The organism is Streptomyces tatrensis, from assembly GCF_049310065.1.
Taxonomy (GTDB): Bacteria; Actinomycetota; Actinomycetes; order Streptomycetales; family Streptomycetaceae; genus Streptomyces.
Map to the genome: position 1 here is coordinate 5,383,834 of NZ_JBMDLB010000011.1, position 14,981 is coordinate 5,398,814.

Sequence of the window (14,981 nt, forward strand, 5' to 3'; positions counted from 1 at the left end):
TCTAGCCTGGGGGGCGCGGCACTTTCACGTGCCGGGCACCGTGCACACAGGAACGAGGAAGAGATGACCGACCCAGTGACCCTGACCGGTGGCGAGGGCACGATCGGCGAGTTCGACGAGAAGCGCGCCGAGGCGGCGGTCCGCGAGCTCCTGATCGCGGTCGGCGAGGACCCGGACCGCGAGGGGCTCCTGGAGACGCCGGCCCGGGTGGCGCGGGCGTACAGGGAGATATTCGGGGGTCTGTGGCAGAAGCCCGAAGAGGTGCTGACCACGACGTTCGACCTCGGCCACGACGAGATGGTCCTGGTGAAGGACATCGAGGTCATGAGCAGCTGTGAACATCATTTGGTGCCATTCGTCGGAGTTGCCCATGTTGGGTACATTCCGTCCGTCGATGGCAAGATCACTGGTCTGTCGAAGCTGGCCCGGCTGGTGGACGTCTTCGCGCGTCGCCCCCAGGTGCAGGAGCGGCTGACCACGCAGATCGCGGACTCCCTGATGGAGATCCTGGACCCGCGCGGGGTCATCGTGGTCATCGAGTGCGAGCACATGTGCATGACCATGCGCGGCGTCCGCAAGCCGGGCGCGAAGACCATCACCTCGGCCGTCCGCGGCCAGCTCCGCGACCCCGCGACCCGCAACGAGGCGATGAGCCTGATCATCGCCCGCTAGCCGGATTGTCAGACCCGCCCCATAACGTCGTCGATCAGGTGATTCACGCACTGATCAGGGGGCGGGATGGGTGGGCTGCCGAGCAAGCAGATCGTGAATGGAGCCGATGGGTCCGCTCAGGCGAGATCCATCGGCGTGGGCGACCGGCTCTGGACGTTGGACGGTGACAGGACCGTGCACACGGCCGTTCTGGGGGTGACGGCCGTGAAAGCCCGCGAGGTCGTCGACGTGGTCACGGACGGTCAGACGTTCACCGTGGCGCCGGACCAGTTGCTGGGTACCCATGACGGGTGGATTCCGGCCCGCTACGCGATGGGCAGCGTCGTGGTATGGACTCCGCCGCGCAAGCTGTGCCGCATGCGCCTGACGATCGGGCCCGGCTACGCGTTCGGTTACCTGGTGGGTGCCACCTGCGCCGACGGAACGGTCGGCAAGAACTATGTGTCCCTGGTCGTGAACGATCAGGGCTTCGCGGCCAAGTACGCGGAGTGTCTGACCGCAGCGACTGGTCTCCCCGCCAGGCTGGAAGCCGTGACAAGGCCGTCCGGCTTCCTCCAGCGCGACGCTCCGGGGTTCCGCGTGCGCGTGGTCTCTTCGTACCTTGCCGACGTCCTGCGGCAGTACGTGGGGGGAGATGCGCACCACCTGCGGCAGAGGTTTCCTCGCGTCGTGCTGAAAGACCTCGCCACCTTCGAAGGCTTCCTGGACGGCTACGCAGACGGCGATGGCTTCCGCCACAAGCACTGGGATGGGCGGACGGTTACCAGCGCCAACGTGCCGTTCCTGGCGGAGCTAGCTGTGATCATCGGGGCTCGCTTCACACCGCTGAGCGGGAGGGCATCGCGGCTGGTGGTCACCGACCGCTGGCAGAGGCGCGGCACCTTCGTAGCGGAACAGCACCCCATGCACCTCGTGGAGCGGCAGTCGGCGACGGTCTCCGAGGTCCGGCCGCACGCTGCCATCGGCGCGAAGCCGTTCACCCTCTACACCTACCGGCTCGATCCCCACCCGGGCTTCCTGGTGAGCGGGCACCTGGTCCGGGCACGGGGGTGAGCGGATGCGGCCGTCGTGGGTGGGTGGAAGCATCGGGGCCATGGAATACAGGGTTGCCGTTGAGGCGGACGCACCGGCCATGGCGGGGATCTTCGCCGCCAATCACCACGATGCGCTGAGCGAGGAGGAGCGGTCCCGGCAGGGGTTCGTGCAGGGGGCCCTCGATGTGGATGCGCTGCGGGTGATGGCCGAGGGCGGGGGGCTGCTCGTCGCGGACGACGGCGGGGAGATCGCCGGGCTGCTCGGGCTCGTGCCGGCGGAGAGCGTGCCGGGGCCGCCGGCGCCCGTGCGGGCGCTGCTCCGGGCCCAGGATTCCCTGCTGTGGGACGGGAAGCCGCTCGGGTCCCTGCGCTGGCTGCTCTACGGGCCCGTCGTGGTCGCGGCCGCGTACCGGGGCCGGGGGATCGCCCGGGGGCTGTTCACCACCGCGCTGGAGGCCGCCTCGGGGCGGGCCGAGGTGATGGTGGCCTTCATCGAGATGACGAACCGGGCCTCGTGGACGGTGCACGTCGACGGGCTGGGCATGACCCCGCTCGGAGAGTTCGACCTCGACGGCCGCGCCTACGGTGTGGTGGGCGCGGCCTGCCCGGCGGCTTAGGCGCGCGCCGGGGCCTCGGGTGCGGGGTCCTCGTCGTCCGGGAGTTTCAGGACGTGTTCCAGGAAGAGGGCCGCTGCGATGACCGCCGCGCCCGCCAGGACCGAGAAGCCGGCGTACCAGGTCTGGTCGCGGCGGGCGGGGACGTCCATGGCGGTGGTCAAGAGGAAGACGCCGACGCCGCCGTAGGCGCCCGCTACCAGGGCCGCCACCAGGGCGCTGGCCTGGCCGAAGACCACCGCGCGGGCCGCCATCAGCGGCTCCACGCCCTTGGCGCCGGGCACGCGCTCGCGCTGGGCCTTCAGGCGGGAGCGCAGCGACAGGGCCGTCGCCAGCAGGACCACCGCGATGGCGCCGAGCACGATGGGCGCGGCCACGGGGACGCCGGGGAGCGTGCCGTACGCGTTCCACAGCCGGGCTCCGGCCCAGGACAGCACTGCCGCGATCGCGAAAATGCCCGCCAGGACCGCCGGCCTCAGTTGCTTCACGTACGCCTCTCCCGCCATTCCCCAGCGCCCGCTCTCCGCGCGTGCGTATCCGGTGATCCTATTCGGGGAGGCGCAGTTCCAGGTCCGTGCGCTGGGTGAGTCCGGACAGGCCGACCGCCGCCAGGAGCGCGGCGACGGGCCCGTGGCCCGGGATCTGCGCTTCGGGGTCGATGTCGTTCCAGGGGGCCAGCACGAAGGCGCGCTGGTGGGCGCGCGGGTGCGGGAGGGTGAGGTCGGGGTCGGCGGAGACCACGTCGGCGTAGGCGATGATGTCGACGTCGATCGTCCGGGGCCCCCAGCGCTCCTCGCGGACGCGGTCGAAGGCTTCTTCGATGGCGTGGCCGCGCTCCAGCAGCGAGCTGGGGGGCAGGGTGGTCTTCACCGAGATGACCGCGTTGAAGTACGCGGGCTGCGAGCCGGGCTCCACGCCCCACGGCTCCGTCTCGTAGACGGGGGAGACGGCCTTGACCCGCAGACCCGGAGTGTCGCCGAGGGCGTCGATGGCGCCCTGGAGGGTCTCCAGGCGGTTGCCCAGGTTCGCGCCGAGCGCGACGACGGCCCACTTGGGGTTGGACAGGGTGACGTCTGCCGCGTCGACGGCCTCGACCACGGAGGCGGGTACGGGCTGGACCGTGGGGTCGCTCTGGGCGTTCATTCCGTTGTTCACGCGCGGCTCCGGGTGATCGTGATGGTCACGTCGTCGAAGGGGACGGTGATCGGCGCGTCCGGTTTGTGGACGACGACCTCCACCTGGGCGACCGCCTCGTGCTTGAGGCACTGCTGGGCGATCCGCTCGGCGAGGGTCTCGATCAGGTCCACGGGCTCGCCCTGGACCACGCCGACGACTTCTTCCGCGACTACCCCGTAGTGCACGGTCTTAGCCAGGTCGTCGCCCGCCGCCGCGGGACGGGTGTCGAGGTGGAGCACCAGGTCGACGATGAAGGTCTGGCCTTCCTCGCGTTCCCGGGGAAGACGCCATGGTGCCCGCGAGCCTTGAGGCCGCGCAGCGCGACACGATCCACGCGAATCACTCCTGCTTTTCGTAGGTGCTTCCGGTCCGGGACTCCCCGGATCCATGGCCGTAGCCGAGTGCGGTCGGCGTCGTCCATCTTCGAATTTACCTGCGAAATACCTCGGAGCCCGACGCAGGGGGTCAGGAGGGGTCTTCGTCCTCGTCCTCGTCGGAGTCCGTGAGCACGGGAGAACCGTGGTGCGACCAGAGCCGCCAGCCCTCCGGTGTGCGTCGGAACACATTCGTGGCGACGACGAGCTGGCCCACGAGCGGGCCCAGTTCACCGCCGTCCTCGGCGGGTCCGCCGCTGAGGATGTTCTCGGTGCAGGTCACCAGGGCGGTGTCGCCTATGACGGTGACCTTGGTGTCGGTGAGGAAGAACTGGATGTACTCGGTGTGCGACATGATCAGCGCGTAGGAGCGCAGCACTTCGCCGCGTCCCGACAGCACCGGCCAGCCCGGGTGCACGCAGGAGATCTCGTCTTCGAGCCAGAGCGCCGACAGCGCGTCGAAGTCCCCCCGCTCCATGGCCTCGTAGAAGGCCGTGTTGACCTCTTCGACGGATTCGATGTCGGTACGGCTCACCGTGCCCCTTCCTCGTTGCTACGGGACGTACGCAGTGCCCCTTCCACGGCGCGGGCCACCCGAACCGCGTCGGCGCTCGCCCGTACCTCGTGGACCCGTACGGCCCAGGCGCCCTGGGAGGCGGCGAGGGCGGAGACGGCGGCGGTGGCGGCGTCGCGTTCGCGGGCGGGCGGCGGGGAGGCGTCGTCGGCGCCGGCCAGCACCCGGCCGAGGAAACGCTTCCGCGAGGCGGCCACCAGCAGCGGGAAACCGAGGGCGCGCAGCTCTCCGAGGTGGGCGACCAGGGCCAGGTCGTGCTCGGCGTTCTTGGCGAAGCCCAGACCGGGGTCGACGAGGAGCCGTTCGGGGGCGATGCCGCCGGTGACGACGGCGTCGATGCGGGTGCGCAGTTCGGCGGTGACCTCGGCGAGGACGTCCTCGTAGACGGCGAGGCTGTTCATGCCGTCGCTGAATCCGCGCCAGTGCATGACGACGAAGGGCACCTCCGCGGCGGCGACGGCCGGGATCATGCCGGGGTCGGCGAGGCCGCCGCTGACGTCGTTGACCAGGGTGGCGCCGGCGGCGACGGCCTGCGCGGCGACGGAGGCGCGCATGGTGTCGACGGAGACGACGACTCCTTCGGAGGCCAGGCCCCGGACGACGGGGACGACCCGGCGCAGCTCCTCCTCCTCGTCGACGCGGGAGGCGCCGGGGCGGGTGGACTCGCCGCCGACGTCCACGAGGTCGGCGCCCTGGGCGGCGAGGTCGAGGCCGCGCTTGACGGCGGCGGTGGTGTCGAACCAGCGGCCGCCGTCTGAGAAGGAGTCGGGGGTGACGTTGACGACGCCCATGACCGCGCAGCGGTCCCAGTCGGGGAGGCCTGTCACCAGGCCCCTGGGGGCGGGGCCGCGGTTCGTGTTCATGGTTCCCAGGGTAGGGCCCGGGTTCAGGCTGCCTGGATTTCGCGTTCCGGCTGGGCGGGAACGACCGTCGGGGTCTGTACGCGGTGGTGGGCGCAGGTGCGGACCGGCTTGGGGCGCCGGCGGCCGGCGAACAGGCGGGGCAGGGCCAGCGTGACGAAGCCCTCGGCCTGCATCGCGGCGAAGCCGATGCGGGGCAGGTCGCGGGTGGTGCGGAAGACCACGAAGCGGGGCTCCCAGCGGGGCCGGAACTTCGCGTTGAACTTGTACAGCGACTCGATCTGGAACCAGCGCGAGAGGAACACCAGCAGGCTGCGCCACATCCGCAGGACCGGGCCGGCGCCGATCTTCTCGCCGCGGGCCAGGGCCGAGCGGAACATCGCGAAGTTCAGGGAGACCTTCTCGATGCCGAGCGCCGGGGAGGCCTCCAGGGAGGCGACGATCAGCAGCTCGTTCATGCCGGGGTCGGCGGCGCGGTCGCGGCGCATCAGCTCCAGCGACATGCCGTCCTTGCCCCAGGGGACGAAGTGCAGGACGGCTTTGAGGTCGCCGAAGGGGGAGGTGTCGCCCTCCTCGACGCGGTGGGCGGTGGCGATGTAGCAGTCGCCGTCGCCGGGGTCGCCGACGCGGCCCAGTGCCATGGAGAAGCCGCGTTCCGTGTCGGTGCCGCGCCAGGCGTCGGCGGCGCCGCGCACCTGCTCCAGCTCGGTCGCGGTCAGCTCGCTGACCCGGCGGACCTTGGTGGTGTAGCCGTTGCGCTCGATGCGCTTCACCATCTGCCGGACGTTGCGCATCGCGCGGCCGGCGAGGGAGAAGTCCTTGACGTCGACGATCGCCTCGTCCCCGAGCTCCAGGGCGTCCAGACCGGTCTCGCGGGTCCAGACCTCGCCGCCGGTCTCGCTGCAGCCCATGACGGCGGGGGTCCAGGAGTGGGTCTTGGCCTCCTCCATGAACCGTTCGATGGCGCCGGGCCAGGCCTCGACGTCGCCGACGGGGTCGCCGGAGGCGAGCATCACGCCGGAGACCACGCGGTAGGTGACGGCGGCCTTGCCGCTGGGGGAGAAGACGACGGCCTTGTCGCGGCGGAGCGCGAAGTGGCCGAGCGAGTCGCGGCCGCCGTGCCGGGTCAGCAGCTCGCGCAGCTTGACCTCGTCGTCGGCGGTGAGCCGGGCGGCCGGGTGCTCGGGGCGGAAGGCCAGGTAGATGGTGGTGACGGCGGTCAGCATGCCGAGGGCGCCCAGCGAGTAGCCGACGGTCCAGGACACCCGGCCGGCGTAGTCGACGGGACCCTCGAAGCCGAAGAGCCCGTAGACGACGTGGCTGATCTGTTCGTAAACACCCGGATTGCCTACAACGCGGCCGGGGTGCGAGTTGACGATGACCAGACCGAGGCCGATGGAGCCCGCGCTCATCAGCACGAAGTTGGCGAGCGCCTTCCAGCGGCTGCGCGGGTCGGGCAGCGCCTTGAATTCACTCTGGTGGCGCAGCAGGAGCGCCAGGAGCACCGCCGCGATGACCACGCCGAGGACCGAGTGGCGGTACGTGAACTGCGCGACGGCGCCCGCCGGCAGCAGCACGACCGCGGCCCGCCAGGCGCGGCGCTTGCGGCGCTTGAGCCCGTGGGCGAGCAGCAGCAGCAGGACGCCGGCGCTGATGGCCAGGGCTGCGGCGAAGGGACCGACGGAGCCGGGCAGCACCTCGGTGACCGCGTGGATGCGGCTGTGCCGGAACCGCGGGAAGACTCCCGCGGCGATGTCCAGCAGGCCGACGACCGTGACGGCGGTGCCCACGATCCCGGGGACGGACTCCGGTCGTGGGCCTCGGAGGATTCGGCTGACAGGCTTCGGAACCTGTCCCGACTTATCGCCATCTATCCTGCTAGACATCGCTTCCCGTTGCTCCGCGAGAGATCATGTGGCCGAAGGCCGCTGGGGCCTTCGTTGGGTGGTGCGTCCACTAGGACGACATCGAAGGGGAGCGGGTTCACTCATCCTCGAGAAAAAATCTAGTCCTGCCATAGAAAGTCGACTGACTGCTCATGGGTCTCACCAGTAATACGGTTCTGGCGCTGGCCGTCCTTGTCGGTGTGCTGCTGTTCGCGGCCACGGTGTGGTTCTGGCCGAAGCTCTCGGGCCGCTCCTGGCGCTCGGTCCTCGGCCGGATCGGCCTCCTGCTGGCGACGCAGCTGGCCCTGTTCGCGGCGATCGGTCTCGGCGCGAACAAGTCGTTCCTGTTCTACGGGTCCTGGGCCGACCTGTTCGGCCAGGAGACCTCGATCGGCAAGGTCGTCGACCATTCGATGAGCAGTGCCGACATCAAGGTCGTCGACAAGCAGCAGCTCGACGTGCCCGGCGGGGCCAAGCCGCCCGTCGGCGGGCAGATCCTGAAAGTGGCGATAACCGGCCAGCAGTCGAAGATAACGACGATGGGCTTCGTGTGGCTGCCGCCGGAGTACTTCCAGCCGCAGCACAAGGAACAGAACTTCCCGGCCTCCATCGTCCTCACGGGTTACCCGGGGATGGCGGAGAACCTGATCAAAGGGCTGGACTACCCGATGACGGCCTTCAGGCAGGCCAAGACGGGCAAGATGAAGCCGATGATCCTGGTCATGCTCCGTCCGACCCCCGGTTCGCGCGACACCGAGTGCGTGGACATACCCGGTGGCCCGCAGACCGAGACCTTCTACGGCCAGGACCTTCCCCGCGCCATCCAGAGCACCTTCCGGGTCGGCAAGAAGCCCGAGAACATGGGCTTCATCGGCAATTCCACGGGCGGTTACTGCGCGCTGAAGATCGCCGCGCACTACCCGAAGACCTTCGGTGCCGCCGCGGGGCTGTCCGCGTACTACGAGGCCGCGGACGACCCGACGACCGGTGACCTCTTCCACGGGGACGACAAGCTGAAGGCGCGCGCGAACGTGCTGGAGTCGCTGAAGGCGAAGCAGCCGTCCGGTACGTCGTTCCTGGTCACCAGCAGCGAGAAGGGCGAGCCGAACCTCGCCGGCACGAAGAAGTTCATCAAGCTGGTCAAGGGCCCGGACCGGGTCTCCTCGATCATCCTCGACAGCGGCGGCCACAACTTCAACACCTGGCGCCGCGAGATCCCGCCGATGCTGGTGTGGATGAGCGGCAGGATCCAGGCGTAACACGTGCCGAGGGGGCTCAGGCCTCCTGCAACCGGGCGCGGCGCAGGGCCCGGTGCACCCCCTCCGGGGTGAGTACGCCGATCAGCTCGCCGGATTCGGGATGCGTGACCCCGATCCGCCCCGAGTCCTCCTGGAGCAGCAGCGCGAGCGCCTCGCGCAGACTGGCCCCCAGCGCCACTCCGGCGGTGGGGGCCTTTCCGTCGGCGGAGGCCAGGTGGGAGGGGTCGCCCAGGTCGGTCAGGTCGGCTTCCGCCACGGCGGTGACGGCGAGGCGCTTCAGCCCGCGGTCGGAGCCGACGAACCCGGCCACGTAGTCGGTCGCCGGGGCGCCCAGTACCTGCGCCGGGCTGGCGAACTGCTCGATGGTGCCCGCTCCGTAGACCGCGATGCGGTCCCCGAGCCGGACCGCCTCCTCCAGGTCGTGCGTGACCAGCAGGATGGTCTTGCGCACGGTCTGCTGGAGCGTCAGGAACTCGTTCTGCAGCCGCTCGCGCACCACCGGGTCCACCGCGCCGAACGGCTCGTCCATCAGCAGCACCGGCGGGTCCGCGGCGAGCGCCCGGGCCACGCCGACGCGCTGGCGCTGCCCGCCGGAGAGCTGCTCCGGGTAGCGGCCGCCGTAGACGGCCGGGTCCAGGCCGACCAGGTCGAGGAGTTCCGCGGCCCGCGCGCGGGCCTTGGCCTTGGGGGTGCCGATGAGCTGCGGCACGGTGGCCGTGTTCTCCAGCACCGTCTTGTGCGGGAACAGCCCGACCTGCTGGATGACGTAGCCGATGCGGCGGCGCAGTTCGACCGGGTCGGCCTCCGCGATGTCCTCGCCGTTCAGGAGGATCCGGCCGGAGGTCGGCTCGATGAGCCGGTTGACCATCTTCATGGTGGTCGTCTTGCCGCAGCCGGACGGGCCCACCAGGGTGACCAGTTCGCCCTCGGCGACCTCGAAGGACAGGTCCGCGACCGCCGTGGTCCCGTCGGGGTAGCGCTTGGTCACTTGCTCGAATCGGATCACACGGCCATCTTTCCCTACCCGCGGGGTCCGTTTGTGAAGGGCGTGTTGCCCGCGTGCGAAGGATTCCGGCCATTGTCCGTGCCGGGGGTTATGGTCGCTCCTACGTACGATCGGTGACGGGGGGTGAGGGGCGATGGCCGGGCAGAGCTGCCTGGTGGCGAACGACTGGATCTGCTGGGAGTACGTCACGTCCCGCTCCCAGGAGCTCACCGACGCCACCCTCGAGCACGTGTGGATCACCGGCGTCTCGGTGCTGATCGGCATCGCCGTGTCGGTCCCGCTGGCACTGCTGGCCCGCCGCGGCCGCCACTGGGCGGCCCCCGTCCTGGGCCTCACCACCCTGCTCTACACGGTCCCCTCGCTGGCCATGTTCTCCCTGCTCCTGCCGGTCTTCGGGCTCTCGGCGGCGCTGGTGGTGACCGGCCTGGTGCTGTATTCGCTGACCATCCTCGTGCGCAACGTGCTGGCCGGTCTCGAAGCCGTACCCGAGGACGTACGGGAAGCCGCGCGCGGGATGGGGTACGGCCCGGGCAGGCTGCTGTGGCAGGTCGAGCTGCCGCTGGCGCTGCCCGCCCTGCTGGCCGGCGTACGGATCGCGACCGTCTCCACGGTCGCGCTGACGACCGTCGGCTCCATCGTGGGCAAGGGCGGCCTCGGCAATCTCATCGCACCCGCCGTGAACAGCTCGTTCAAGGCCCAGGTGCTCACCGCCTCGGTGCTGTGCGTGCTCCTCGCGCTCGTGGCGGACCTGGCCCTGCTCGGCGTCCAGCGGCTGCTGACGCCGTGGACCCGCGCGACCCGGGCCACCCGTAGGACGCGCGCCGTGCGCGCCACCGAGGTCAGCGCGGGAGCCGTCTGATGGGAGTACTGGGACAGGCCTGGGACTGGCTGGCCGACGGGGCCAACTGGGCCGGGGAGAGCGGGGTGTGGCACCGGCTCGGCGAGCACGCGTACGTCAGCGGGGTCGCCCTGGCGCTGGCCTGCGCGCTCGCCCTCCCGGTCGGACTGTGGCTCGGCCACCTCGGCAAGGGCGGCGGCCTCGCCGTCAACGTCTCCAACATCGGGCGGGCCGTCCCGGTCTTCGCGGTGCTGGCGCTGTTCATGGTCTCCCCGCTGCGCAATGCCGGGTACGTGCCCACCATCGCCGCGCTCGTCCTCTTCGCCATCCCGCCGCTGCTGACCAACGCCTACGTCGGCATGCGCGAGGTCGACCGCTCGGTGGTGGAGGCCGCGCGGGGCATGGGCATGTCCGGCCGCCAGCTCTTCTGGCGGGTGGAACTGCCGCTCGCGCGCGGACTGGTGATGACCGGGCTGCGCTCGGGAGCCGTGCAGGTCATCGCCACGGCCACGATCGCCGCGATGGTCGGCCAGGGCGGGCTCGGCCGGATCATCACCGCCGGCTTCAACACGTACAACACCCCGCAGGTCGTCGCGGGCGCCCTGCTGGTCGCGGCGCTGGCCCTGCTCGTGGAGGGCGCGCTGGTGGCGGCCGACCGGCTGCTGCCGGGCGCGGCCACCCGCGCGACCACCCGCTGAGCGGGCCCCGACACGCCGGCCCACCCCTTGTTGGCCCACCCCTTGAAGGAGATTGAGATGAGCAAGTCCACGCGCGCCCTCGGCGCGGCCCTGGGCGCGGTCGCCCTGACCGCATCGCTCGCCGCGTGCGGCGGCGACAGCCTGGAGAAGACCAAGGACGGGGGCTCCTCCGCCGCCGCTTCCGGGTCGTCCGAGGGCGCCAAGGGCGGCAAGCTGGTGATCGGCGCCGCCGGCTTCACCGAGTCCAACGTGCTGGCCGAGCTGTACGCGCAGGTCCTGGGGGACGCGGGCTACGAGACGTCGATCACCACGGTCAACAACCGCGAGCTGTACGAACCCTCGCTGGAGAAGGGCGAGATCGACGTCGTCCCGGAGTACGCGGCGACCCTCGCGGAGTTCCTCAACGCCAAGGTGAACGGCTCCAAGGCGCCGACGGACAAGCCGGTCGCGTCGAGCGACGTGGCGGCGACGGTCGCGGCCCTGGAGAAGCTGGCGGGCCCGCTGGGGCTGAAGGCGCTGCCCGCGGGCTCGGCGGTCGACCAGAACGCCTTCGCGGTCAGTAAGGAATTCGCCACGAAGAACAATCTCAAGACCCTTTCCGATCTGGGCAAGTCCGGTCTGAAGGTGAAGATCGCGGCCGGTGACGAATGCGCGGTGCGGCCCTTCTGCGCACCCGGATTGAAGACGACATACGGAATCGACGTTTCCGGTATTGACCCCAAGGGCGTCGGAACCCCGCAGGCCAAGCAGGCGGTGAAGGACGGCGCCGACCAGCTCGTCCTGACCACCACCACGGACGCCACCCTCGACAGCTTCGGCCTGGTCCTGCTGGAGGACGACAAGAAGCTCCAGAACGCCGACAACGTGCTCCCGGTGGTCAACGCCAAGGACGCCGGCGCCCCCGAGATCGCGGCCGCCCTCGACAAGATCACCAAGGCGCTCACCACGGCCGACCTGGTCGAGCTGAACCGCAAGGTCGACGCCGAGCGCGCCAAGCCGGCGGATGTCGCCAAGGCCTATCTGGAGTCCAAGGGCCTTCTGAAGAAGTAGGAGTTGCGCCTTTCGTGCGCCGGGTGCGGTAACTGCTCGGGAACAGATTCCCGGGCGGCTACCCCACACCCCGTCCACTCCCTGTAAATTTCAGGCCATGCCCCGTGGACGCCACCGCAATCCCGAACCCCTTCACCGGCTGCTCACGCCGACGGCCGTCGCCGGTGTGTCCGTAGCCGGCGCCGGAGCCGCCTGGCTGCTCGCGGAACCGATGGCGCTGCGCCTGCTCGTGGCGCTCACCGCGGCCGTCGGGCTGGCCGGCGCCGTCGTCATGCGCTCGTGGGACCTGTCGGCCGGCCGCCGGGTCAGCGAGCTCGGGCGCGAACGGGTCAAGGACGAGTGGCGCACCGACGAGCGGATAGCCGAGCTCGAATCCGACCTCGAAGAGGCCCGGGTGCTGCGCGGCAAGCTCGACGCCAAACTGCGCGCCAAGCGGGTCGAACTCGCGGGCCTGCGCGGGGAGCACGCGGCGCTGCTGCGCCGCTACGCCACCGCGGAGACCGAGCGGGCGAGCGCCCTGGAGGGACGCCGGCTGCTGGCCATCGAGGCCGCGGCCCCGGCGGCCCGGGCCGCTTCCGCAGCCGCGGGGCAGAAGGAACTTCCCGCGGTCTCCGAGGAGCGCACCAGCGCCGGCGCCGCCACCTCGGTGGGCTTCGCCCGCGCCCACGCCGCGCTCGCGGCGCTGGCCGACAAGGTGGCGAAGGCCGCCGACGGCGACGGGCCCGCCCCGGAGCCCCGGCGCGGCCCGGCCGCGCTCCCGGCGGCCAAGGCGGCCCCGGGCGCCCGCGCCCTCCCGGCGGCTTCCGCCGCCCCCGCTGCCCCGGCAGCCCCGGCCGGCCCCACCACCCTGGCGAAGCCCGCCGCGCTGGAGTCGCACTCCCGCCCCGTGCTCGCCGGCCCGGTGCCCGTGGGTCCGGCGGCCGCCGTCCCCGCGCGCCGGCTCGCCGCCGCGGTGGCCCCGTACGCAGCGCACCGGCGGCCGACCTCGCGCGTCGAGGGCGGCTTCGACTTCTTCGGTACGAAGACGGCCGCGCAGGCCCGCGCGGTCATCGAGTCCGTCCAGAACGAGGATCTCGCCGACGTCGTCGGCGCGGAGGCCCTCGCCGTCCACCAGGCGGAGTCCGCCCGGGTCGGGGCGGCGCCGGCGGCCCTGGCCGGCACCGTCGAGGCGCCCACCGACGAGCAGCGCGCCGTGGGCCAGGTCATCGACCTCACCGCGCACGACGAGACCGAGCCGATCGACGTGGTCCAGCTGCGCGCGGCGAGCTCCTAGAACACCGCGAGCTCCTGGCGTACTGGGGGCTCCTGGCGCACCGGGAGTTCCTAGCGCACCGCGGTCTCCTGGCGCGGTCCCGTCCCGCGGCCCAGTGAGTCGAACCAGCGAGCCGCCTGGGGCGCCGAGCGGATCGCCGAGACGAAGTGATCGGCGTCCGCCCCTTGGTCGACGACCTTCGCCCGGACCCCGTGGCGGGCCAGATCGGCGGCGCAGGCACGGGTGTTGCCGAACGGGACGTCGGTGTCGGCGGAGCCTGCGTAGAGGCGGACCGGCACGGCGGGCTTCCAGGCGCAGGCGTCGTCGTTGGCGCGCACGGCCGCCTTCAGGGCCCCGCGCGGGGCGCGGACGTTCTCGTACCACTCCGGGGTGAGCAGCTCCTCCGGCGTTGCGGGGAGCGCGGCCACGATGTCCTCCTCCCGGTGGTTCCCGTCGAACAGACTTTCCACAGCCTGTGCATAAGGTGCGCGGAACACCTCGGCCGGGTCCGCGTAGAGCGGGTGCAGCCGGTTCTGCGCGGTGAGGAAGTAGGAGAGGTAGAAGACGGCGGTGCGCGGTGCGACCCGGCCGTCGGTGATGCCGGGCAGCTCGGAGCCGTCCAGGTCGTACGGTCCGGCGATCGGGGCCAGCGCGCGCAGCCGGAAGCCGGAGCCCGGGCGGGACAGTTCGCGGCCCAGGGCCATCGCCACCTGGGCGCCCTGGGAGAAGCCAGTGGCGTACACGTCCCGGGTGACCGGGCGCCCCAGCCGGTCCGCGGCGGTCCGGGCCGCCTCCAGCATGTCGACGGAGGCGGTGACCGAGGACCGGGTGTCCATGTACGGATGGGCGCCGGGCCCGCCCCCCAGGCCCAGATAGTCCGGGGCGGCGACGGCACGGCCCGCGGAGGCGTGCAGGTAGGGGATGAGCCGGTTGTAGCCCGCGCCGCCGGACGGGGCGTCGTCGCGGTTGGCGACCGTGCCGTGGGTGTCGGAGACCAGGTCGAGCCGGTGCGGTCCCCCTCGGGGGAGGACGAACAGGCCGGTGGCGGTGGTCGGGCGGCCCTGCGGGTCGACGGTGGCGTAGGTGAGCCGGTAGGCGGCGACGCCGTACCGGACGGTGGAGGCGTCGAAGCCGAAGTCGGACAGGCGGCCGGTGACGTCCGCGGGGGCGAGCCGCTCCAGGGGAGTGAGGGAGATCAGGTGCCCGCGGCCGGTCTGTACGGTCGCGGCGGACGCGACCGGCGCGGGACTCCCCACCGGGGCGGCGAGCGCCACGGGTGCGGCGAGCCCGCCGAGGACGGCCGCGAGGACCACGGCGGCGGCGCCGCGGCGCAGCCGCTGCCGGTTGCTCTGCTTCTGCTGGGTCGTCGTCATACCCCGAAACTACGGAGCCTCCGCGGCTCCCGACATCCGGCTGTCCTCAACGAGTTGGGGGTGCTAACCCCCTGCTCCGGGCCCCGCAGGCCTTAGAACAGCGGGAGTTGGCCCGGCAGCGGGGACAGGGTGAAGCCGTCCAGCGTGGGGGCGGAGGCGCCGAGGGTGACGCGGGCGCGGGAGCCGGGGCAGGAGACGAGGTCCCCGCGGCCCCGCCCGGCGGGCGGGTCGTGGCGGGCGATCCGCCCGGCGGTGACGGCGCAGTCGCGGCCGCAGGAGGGGCAGGCCCGGCGGGGTGAGAGGGACATCCCCCAA

The 14,981-nt window shown here is 71.6% G+C and carries 16 protein-coding genes and 1 pseudogene; 8 read left to right on the top strand and 9 right to left on the bottom strand.

The window, feature by feature from the left end:
* The first annotated feature begins 63 nt into the window (after positions 1-63).
* The 3 genes from folE (at position 64) to ACODT5_RS40490 (ending at position 2,323) form a co-directional block, all read left to right on the top strand.
* A complete protein-coding gene (gene folE, locus ACODT5_RS40480; RefSeq protein WP_327254273.1) occupies positions 64-672 on the top strand; it encodes a GTP cyclohydrolase I FolE in 609 nt (202 codons plus the stop codon).
* A gap of 66 nt (positions 673-738) precedes the next feature.
* Positions 739-1,725 carry a hypothetical protein gene (locus ACODT5_RS40485; protein ID WP_422523979.1) on the top strand — a complete coding sequence of 329 codons (987 nt, stop codon included), beginning with the start codon at positions 739-741 and terminating at the stop codon, positions 1,723-1,725.
* Between the two features lie 40 nt (positions 1,726-1,765).
* Positions 1,766-2,323, top strand: coding sequence for a GNAT family N-acetyltransferase (locus ACODT5_RS40490; RefSeq protein WP_422523980.1), 558 nt, complete (start codon positions 1,766-1,768; stop codon positions 2,321-2,323).
* Here the strand turns inward: ACODT5_RS40490 and ACODT5_RS40495 are convergent.
* From ACODT5_RS40495 to ACODT5_RS40520, 6 genes and pseudogenes are all read right to left on the bottom strand, one after another.
* Entirely contained in the window at positions 2,320-2,808 is a 489-nt protein-coding gene (locus tag ACODT5_RS40495) for a DUF3180 domain-containing protein (protein WP_422523981.1), read from the bottom strand. The two genes, ACODT5_RS40490 and ACODT5_RS40495, sit on opposite strands and share 4 nt — an antisense overlap.
* 58 nt (positions 2,809-2,866) lie before the next feature.
* Positions 2,867-3,463: a 2-amino-4-hydroxy-6-hydroxymethyldihydropteridine diphosphokinase gene (gene folK, locus ACODT5_RS40500; RefSeq protein WP_422525177.1), complete on the bottom strand. Its 597-nt coding sequence runs from the start codon at positions 3,461-3,463 to the stop codon at positions 2,867-2,869.
* 8 nt (positions 3,464-3,471) lie between these two features.
* Positions 3,472-3,830: pseudogene (gene folB / locus ACODT5_RS40505) on the bottom strand (dihydroneopterin aldolase).
* Positions 3,831-3,961: 131 nt separating this feature from the next.
* Positions 3,962-4,405 (bottom strand): nuclear transport factor 2 family protein, encoded by a 444-nt coding sequence (locus ACODT5_RS40510; RefSeq protein WP_385370648.1) that lies wholly within the window; start codon positions 4,403-4,405, stop codon positions 3,962-3,964.
* A complete protein-coding gene (gene folP, locus ACODT5_RS40515) occupies positions 4,402-5,307 on the bottom strand; it encodes a dihydropteroate synthase (protein WP_422523982.1) in 906 nt (301 codons plus the stop codon). The genes ACODT5_RS40510 and folP overlap by 4 nt, the downstream gene beginning before the upstream one ends.
* A 23-nt stretch (positions 5,308-5,330) precedes the next feature.
* A complete protein-coding gene (locus tag ACODT5_RS40520; RefSeq protein ID WP_422523983.1) occupies positions 5,331-7,190 on the bottom strand; it encodes a phosphatidylglycerol lysyltransferase domain-containing protein in 1,860 nt (619 codons plus the stop codon).
* A gap of 152 nt (positions 7,191-7,342) precedes the next feature.
* Between ACODT5_RS40520 and ACODT5_RS40525 the strand changes: the two genes are divergently transcribed.
* Complete coding sequence (locus tag ACODT5_RS40525) at positions 7,343-8,449, top strand: alpha/beta hydrolase (RefSeq protein WP_422523984.1); 1,107 nt, start codon at positions 7,343-7,345, stop codon at positions 8,447-8,449.
* 16 nt (positions 8,450-8,465) lie between these two features.
* On the opposite strand, the gene ACODT5_RS40530 is transcribed toward ACODT5_RS40525, so the two are convergent.
* On the bottom strand, positions 8,466-9,455 hold the full coding sequence (locus ACODT5_RS40530; RefSeq protein ID WP_422523985.1) for an ABC transporter ATP-binding protein: 990 nt from the start codon (positions 9,453-9,455) through the stop codon (positions 8,466-8,468).
* Positions 9,456-9,588: 133 nt separating this feature from the next.
* On the opposite strand from ACODT5_RS40530, the gene ACODT5_RS40535 reads away from it, so the two are divergent.
* The 4 genes from ACODT5_RS40535 (at position 9,589) to ACODT5_RS40550 (ending at position 13,314) form a co-directional block, all read left to right on the top strand.
* Positions 9,589-10,314 (top strand): ABC transporter permease, encoded by a 726-nt coding sequence (locus ACODT5_RS40535; protein ID WP_422523986.1) that lies wholly within the window; start codon positions 9,589-9,591, stop codon positions 10,312-10,314.
* A complete protein-coding gene (locus ACODT5_RS40540) occupies positions 10,314-10,991 on the top strand; it encodes an ABC transporter permease (protein ID WP_422523987.1) in 678 nt (225 codons plus the stop codon). Before ACODT5_RS40535 ends, ACODT5_RS40540 begins: the two co-directional genes overlap by 1 nt.
* A 57-nt stretch (positions 10,992-11,048) precedes the next feature.
* Positions 11,049-12,041 (top strand): ABC transporter substrate-binding protein, encoded by a 993-nt coding sequence (locus tag ACODT5_RS40545; protein ID WP_422523988.1) that lies wholly within the window; start codon positions 11,049-11,051, stop codon positions 12,039-12,041.
* Positions 12,042-12,138: 97 nt separating this feature from the next.
* Positions 12,139-13,314: a hypothetical protein gene (locus ACODT5_RS40550; protein WP_422523989.1), complete on the top strand. Its 1,176-nt coding sequence runs from the start codon at positions 12,139-12,141 to the stop codon at positions 13,312-13,314.
* A 50-nt stretch (positions 13,315-13,364) separates the two neighbouring features.
* Here the strand turns inward: ACODT5_RS40550 and ACODT5_RS40555 are convergent, their stop codons facing one another.
* Together ACODT5_RS40555 and ACODT5_RS40560 are read right to left on the bottom strand one after the other, a co-directional pair.
* Positions 13,365-14,666, bottom strand: coding sequence for an alpha/beta hydrolase (locus ACODT5_RS40555; protein ID WP_422523990.1), 1,302 nt, complete (start codon positions 14,664-14,666; stop codon positions 13,365-13,367).
* A 92-nt stretch (positions 14,667-14,758) separates the two neighbouring features.
* Positions 14,759-14,974, bottom strand: coding sequence for a hypothetical protein (locus ACODT5_RS40560; protein ID WP_266956188.1), 216 nt, complete (start codon positions 14,972-14,974; stop codon positions 14,759-14,761).
* Positions 14,975-14,981 lie beyond the last annotated feature (7 nt).

What these genes read in the sequence shown, in the direction of transcription:
- folE (WP_327254273.1), top strand. Translation starts at nt 64, where the DNA reads ATGACCGACCCAGTGACCCTGACCGGTGGCGAGGGCACGATCGGCGAG.
- ACODT5_RS40485 (WP_422523979.1), top strand. Translation starts at nt 739, where the DNA reads ATGGGTGGGCTGCCGAGCAAGCAGATCGTGAATGGAGCCGATGGGTCC.
- ACODT5_RS40490 (WP_422523980.1), top strand. Translation starts at nt 1,766, where the DNA reads ATGGAATACAGGGTTGCCGTTGAGGCGGACGCACCGGCCATGGCGGGG.
- folK (WP_422525177.1), bottom strand. Translation starts at nt 3,463, where the DNA reads ATGAACGCCCAGAGCGACCCCACGGTCCAGCCCGTACCCGCCTCCGTG.
- folP (WP_422523982.1), bottom strand. Translation starts at nt 5,307, where the DNA reads ATGAACACGAACCGCGGCCCCGCCCCCAGGGGCCTGGTGACAGGCCTC.
- ACODT5_RS40520 (WP_422523983.1), bottom strand. Translation starts at nt 7,190, where the DNA reads ATGTCTAGCAGGATAGATGGCGATAAGTCGGGACAGGTTCCGAAGCCT.
- ACODT5_RS40525 (WP_422523984.1), top strand. Translation starts at nt 7,343, where the DNA reads ATGGGTCTCACCAGTAATACGGTTCTGGCGCTGGCCGTCCTTGTCGGT.
- ACODT5_RS40535 (WP_422523986.1), top strand. Translation starts at nt 9,589, where the DNA reads ATGGCCGGGCAGAGCTGCCTGGTGGCGAACGACTGGATCTGCTGGGAG.
- ACODT5_RS40540 (WP_422523987.1), top strand. Translation starts at nt 10,314, where the DNA reads ATGGGAGTACTGGGACAGGCCTGGGACTGGCTGGCCGACGGGGCCAAC.
- ACODT5_RS40545 (WP_422523988.1), top strand. Translation starts at nt 11,049, where the DNA reads ATGAGCAAGTCCACGCGCGCCCTCGGCGCGGCCCTGGGCGCGGTCGCC.
- ACODT5_RS40550 (WP_422523989.1), top strand. Translation starts at nt 12,139, where the DNA reads ATGCCCCGTGGACGCCACCGCAATCCCGAACCCCTTCACCGGCTGCTC.
- ACODT5_RS40555 (WP_422523990.1), bottom strand. Translation starts at nt 14,666, where the DNA reads ATGACGACGACCCAGCAGAAGCAGAGCAACCGGCAGCGGCTGCGCCGC.
- ACODT5_RS40560 (WP_266956188.1), bottom strand. Translation starts at nt 14,974, where the DNA reads ATGTCCCTCTCACCCCGCCGGGCCTGCCCCTCCTGCGGCCGCGACTGC.